The following is a 4,735-nucleotide window of genomic DNA, read 5'->3' on the forward strand; positions in this document are numbered from 1 at the left end:
GGGGGGGGGGGGGGGGCCCCGGCCCGGGGGCGGTGGGGGTTTGCCGAGCTGTCCGGGGCCGGAATCTGGAGTGCGGCGGAACGACGCGCCTCGGCGTCCGGATCGGAGAAAACGACCCGGAACATAACGATCGCAACGTTACGATCGATATGTTTCGCGGTCAAACTTGAGAGCCCTAGATTTGCCGGGTCTTTACTTCAATAGCCCAGCGACCCCACCGCGGTGATATGACCGTTCTGACGAATATGAAAAACGCACAAATGCTCGTACTCGGTGATGTCGACTTCCGGGAGGGGGGCGAACTCGGTGAACCGCACCGCCTTCATCCGGTAGTCGACGGGGTGCGACAGCCGCCCCGCGCTCCGCAGCGCCGCGGCCTGCCGGGCCGCCTCCAGCAGCACCATGCCGGGCATGTGGTCGGACGAGTGGTCGAAGAAGAACGGGTGTGCTGGGTCGGCCGGGCAGATCAGGAGCGCGTCGTCCGCCCGCGAACCGTCACTCGCCCGCGAACCGCCGCCCGCGCGCGTCACCAGCACGTCGGAGGGCAGGGCGACGCCGACCTCCGCCGGTGACGGGGGGTCGGGGGGCGGGCCGGAGTCCGCGGGATCCCCGGCCAGCGCGGTGCCGCGCAGGGCCGGGTAGGCGGGCCGTTCGACGAAGCGCGTGCCGCCCTCGATCCGGGCGAACACCACTCCCCGCGCGGAGCAGTCGACCCGCAGCCGCATGCCGGTGGGCCGGTGGTTTTCGGCCGAGGTCCGCAGGCCGTGCACCTGGGCCCGGCAGAGGACCGCCGCCGGGCCGTCGCCGCGCGGCTCGCTCGCCGGGTGGACCCGGCAGGACACGTCGGTGATCAGCAGGTGCGTGTCGGCCGGCACGCCGTAGTGGCGCAGCGGCAGGTAGATGCCCAGCTGGCGGGCGGTCTCCACGGCGATCAGCGGGTCGTGCCGCTCGCCGCGTCCGCGCGGGAAGGTGGGGTGGGAGCGGGGCCACTGGGCCGCCGCCTCGAAGCGGTCGCCGCCTCGGGCCCGGACGTCGGTCAGCAGCACCTCCGCCACGGCGGCGCGGTGGACCAGTTCGCGGGGAACCGTGCGGGACCAGCTGAGCGGTCGGGCAGGATGCCGGGCCGCCGAGGAGGGGAGGAAATCCAGCATCTTCATATTTACAGAAAATATCAATCTCCTTGGTTTCGCATGTCGTCAGTTGGCGCTCCGGCCCGCGGATCACTACAGTGCGTGCGAAAAGCCGGGGTGATCTTGAAAAGGCAGAGGCGCGTGCAGAATCGGGCGGAGACGACACGGAGGTCAGTCCTCGAATCAGCTGCGCGATTGTTCGACGAACGCGGGTACGCGGGCACCAGCATCAGCGACATCAGCGCGGCCTCCGGCAGGACGAGCGGGGCCATCTACTTCCACTACACCAGCAAGGAGAACCTGGCCCGCGCCGTGATCGAAGCGCACTTCGCCACCTGGCCGGAGCTCGTCGCGCGCCACACCCGCACGCCGGTGCCGGCGCTGGAGCAACTCGTCCGGCTGAGCTTCGCGGTGGCGCGGGCCTTCCGCGACGACGTCGTGGTCAGGGCCGGCGCCCGGCTCTGGTCCGAGCGCGCGGCCATCGACGCCGACCTCCCGGTGCCGTTCGTGGGGTGGATCGACACCGTCCGCGTCCTGCTCGAACGGGCGGGCAGCGAGGGCGAGCTCGCCGCCCGGGTCGACCCGTCGACCACGGCGCACGGCGTGATCTGCGCCTTCTTCGGGCTGCACACCGTCTCCGACGCGATCGACGGACGGCGCACCATCGAGGAGCGCCTGTGCGACCTGTGGGAACTGCTGCTGCCGGGGCTTCAGAAGAACCCCGACCCGGCCGCCCTGCTCGCCTCGGTCCGGCCCAGGCCGTCCGCGCGCGCCGACGGGTGGGGACTCGCCGGGAATTGACGCGGAATCGCCCCCCGGCCTGCCGGGAGGAGGCCGCGCCGCCTCGCGCCGGGCCATAGCATGGTTCACCACGTCCGGGGCCGGCGGTAAGCGGCGGAGAAGAGGCGTCAGGGCTATGGCAGCGGTTCAATGGGCGGCCGGGCCGTCCGGTCAGGGGTCGGTCCAGGTACTGGAGTTCCTGTTCGCCTTCCTGCTCTCCGGCCTGATCGGGGTCGAGCGGCAGATCCGCCAGAAGTCCGCGGGCCTGCGGACGTACACGACGGTGGGCAGCGGCGCGGCGCTGTTCACCCTGGTGAGCAAGTACGGCTTCGCCGACGTGATGCGCGAGGGCAGCGTCGTGCTGGACCCGTCGCGGATGGCCGCGCAGATCGTGTCGGGGCTGGGCTTCATCGGCGCCGGGGTGATCTTCGTGCACCGGGGCTGGGTGCAGGGGCTGACGACGGCGGCCACGATCTGGCTCACCGCGGCGGTGGGCTCCGCCGCGGCCGCAGGCCTGCCGCTGCTCGCGGCGCTGACCGTCGCGGCGTACTTCCTCGCGTCCTACGCGATCAGGCCGTTGCTCAACCGCCTGCCCGCGCTGCACCGGCCCGCGGTCTCGTACCGCATCGTCTACCGTCCCGGCAGGGGGGTGCTGCGGGACGTGCTGGACCAGTGCACCCGGGCCGGATTCGCCGTCTTCGAGCTGCGCACGCTGTCCGGCACGGACGGGGAGCTCCCCGGCGAGGTCTCCGAGAAGCCCGTCGAGGTCGCCCTGTCGGTGCAGGGGCAGGGCGACGCCGGCGGGCTCACCGCGCAGCTCGCGGCCGTGGCCGGAGTGCTGACCTGCGTCCGCGGCCGGTCCGACGAGGAGTGACGTCCCGGCCGCGGGGGAGCGCGCGTCAGCGGACGCCGAGGGCCGGCAGGCGCTCCATGATCCGTTCCATGCCGCTCGTCCAGTTCGCCTCCAGGGCGGCGACGGCCTGCTCCATGTCGCCGTCGAGGAGGCACTGGGCGATCCGCTCGTGCTCCTCGGCGGCGCGTTCGAGGATCTCGTGGTCGCCGACGACCACCCGCTCGTAGCGGTGGAGGGTGAGTTTGAGCGAGTCGATCAGCTCGCGCAGCCGGGCGTTGGAGCAGCCGGAGAGCAACAGCGCGTGCCAGGCGTCGTCGTAGCGCTCTATGGTGCCGTGCGGGGCCTGGGGTGCGGAGAAGGCGCGGGCCTCCGCCAGCAGCCGGGGCGCGATGGCCGAGAGGTGCGCGCGGTCGGAGGTCCGCAGCGCCAGCGACTCCAGGGCGATCAGGATGGCCGTGAGGTCGAGGAACTCCTGTCGGCCGGTGGGTGCGAAGCGAAAGCCCTTGCCGCGCTCGCTGGTGATGATGCCTTCGCGCTCCAGACTGATCAGCGCCTCGCGCAACGGGGTGCGGCTGACGCCCAGTTCCTCCGCGAGGTGGACCTCGTTGATCGACTCGCCGGGGGTGAACCGGCCGTGGCCCAGCCGCTCCAGGAGTTCGTCCTTCACCTGTTCGCGCAGCGGACGCCGCTCGATCGCCATCGGGCTTTCCCTTCTTCCTCGGTCCGTAGCGTACCGGCCGGGCGACTGGTCAGGCGGTCCCGGCGCCGTCCACGGCGATGATCGCGCCGCTGACGAACGTGGAGGCGTCACTGGCGAGGAAGGCGACCGTCTGGGCGATGTCCCGAGGCTGGCCGATGCGGCCGAGCGGTCGGTCGGCGGCGTCGGCGTAGAAGGCGTCCGGGCTCTCGCCGAGCTGGCGGGCCTCCTCGGCGAGCATACCGGTGTTGGTGTCGCCGGGGCACACGCAGTTGACGCGGATGTTGTCGGGGCCGTGGTCGATGGCCATGGCCCGGGTCATGTTGACGACGGCGCCCTTGGAGGCGCAGTAGGAGACGGCCCGGCCGCCGCCCCGGATGCCCCAGCCGGAGCCGGTGTTGATGATGCTGCCGCCGCCGTTCGCGGCCATCAGCGGCACGACCAGCCCGCTGAGCAGCATGACGGAGCGGACGTTGACGGCCATCACCAGGTCCCAGTCGTCGTCGGTGATGTCGCAGACGGTGGACCGGCGGATGATCCCGGCGTTGTTGAACAGCACGTCGACGCCGCCGTGCAGGTCGACGGCGGTGCGCACGGCCCGTTCGCAGTCGGCGCGTTGGGAGACGTCGCAGCGGACGAAGGTGCCGCCGGTCTCCTTGGCGGCCTGCTCGCCGCGGTCGGCGTCGAGGTCGGCGAGGACGACGGCCGCGCCGAGTTCGGCCAGCAGCGCGGCGGTGGCCCGGCCGATGCCGGAGGCGGCGCCGGTGACGAGGGCGCGCTTGCCGTGGAGGTCGATCACTGGGGGCTCCTCTTCAGAGGGTCTCAGGGGGTCTCAGGGAGGGGCGGGTCTCAGGCGGTCAGGCGGTAGACGGCGCTGGTGTGGCGGCCGGTGATCACCCGGACGTGCCCGGACAGGGCGTCGTCCAGCTCCGGGTCGCCGGTGTCCAGCAGCAGCGGGCGGCCCGCGAGGGCGGCGAGCTTCGCCTCGGTGGCGAGGACGAGCAGCCGCTCGCGGCCGGCGGCGTGCAGCAGTTCGGGGGTGAACTGCTGGTTGCCGCGGCCGAGCAGGAAGCCCTGGCCGCCGATCGGCGAGAGCGCGATCCACGGGGCGGCGGGCAGGGCCAGCAGCTGGTCGGCCCGGGCGTCGCGGATCACGACGCGGGCGGTGCCGCCGGGTTGGAGGCGGAGCACGTCGACGCCGGTCAGGCAGGCGTCCGCCGCGCCGAGTGCCGTGGCGACGGCGTGCGTCGTGCCGCCCGGGCCGAGGGCGAGCAG

The 4,735-nt window shown here is 72.5% G+C and carries 5 protein-coding genes and 1 pseudogene; 2 read left to right on the top strand and 4 right to left on the bottom strand.

What is annotated here, in order from left to right:
- Positions 1-197 precede the first annotated feature (197 nt).
- On the bottom strand, positions 198-1,157 hold the full coding sequence (locus ACFV6I_RS37715) for a ScbA/BarX family gamma-butyrolactone biosynthesis protein (protein ID WP_380430611.1): 960 nt from the start codon (positions 1,155-1,157) through the stop codon (positions 198-200).
- A gap of 114 nt (positions 1,158-1,271) precedes the next feature.
- Between ACFV6I_RS37715 and ACFV6I_RS37720 the strand changes: the two genes are divergently transcribed.
- Positions 1,272-1,931, top strand: a complete 660-nt coding sequence (locus ACFV6I_RS37720; protein WP_380430614.1) for a ScbR family autoregulator-binding transcription factor — start codon at positions 1,272-1,274, stop codon at positions 1,929-1,931.
- A 115-nt stretch (positions 1,932-2,046) separates the two neighbouring features.
- Complete coding sequence (locus ACFV6I_RS37725; protein WP_063345844.1) at positions 2,047-2,784, top strand: MgtC/SapB family protein; 738 nt, start codon at positions 2,047-2,049, stop codon at positions 2,782-2,784.
- A gap of 25 nt (positions 2,785-2,809) precedes the next feature.
- On the opposite strand, the gene ACFV6I_RS37730 is transcribed toward ACFV6I_RS37725, so the two are convergent.
- From ACFV6I_RS37730 to ACFV6I_RS37740, 3 genes and pseudogenes are all read right to left on the bottom strand, one after another.
- Positions 2,810-3,463, bottom strand: coding sequence for a GntR family transcriptional regulator (locus ACFV6I_RS37730; RefSeq protein ID WP_380430617.1), 654 nt, complete (start codon positions 3,461-3,463; stop codon positions 2,810-2,812).
- A 49-nt stretch (positions 3,464-3,512) separates the two neighbouring features.
- Positions 3,513-4,259 carry an SDR family NAD(P)-dependent oxidoreductase gene (locus ACFV6I_RS37735; RefSeq protein ID WP_063345842.1) on the bottom strand — a complete coding sequence of 249 codons (747 nt, stop codon included), beginning with the start codon at positions 4,257-4,259 and terminating at the stop codon, positions 3,513-3,515.
- A 50-nt stretch (positions 4,260-4,309) separates the two neighbouring features.
- Positions 4,310-4,735, bottom strand: a pseudogene (locus ACFV6I_RS37740) (ATP-NAD kinase); the annotation flags it as partial.

Origin of the sequence: Kitasatospora sp. NPDC059803 (assembly GCF_042732255.1) — a bacterium.
Lineage (GTDB): Bacteria > Actinomycetota > Actinomycetes > Streptomycetales > Streptomycetaceae > Kitasatospora.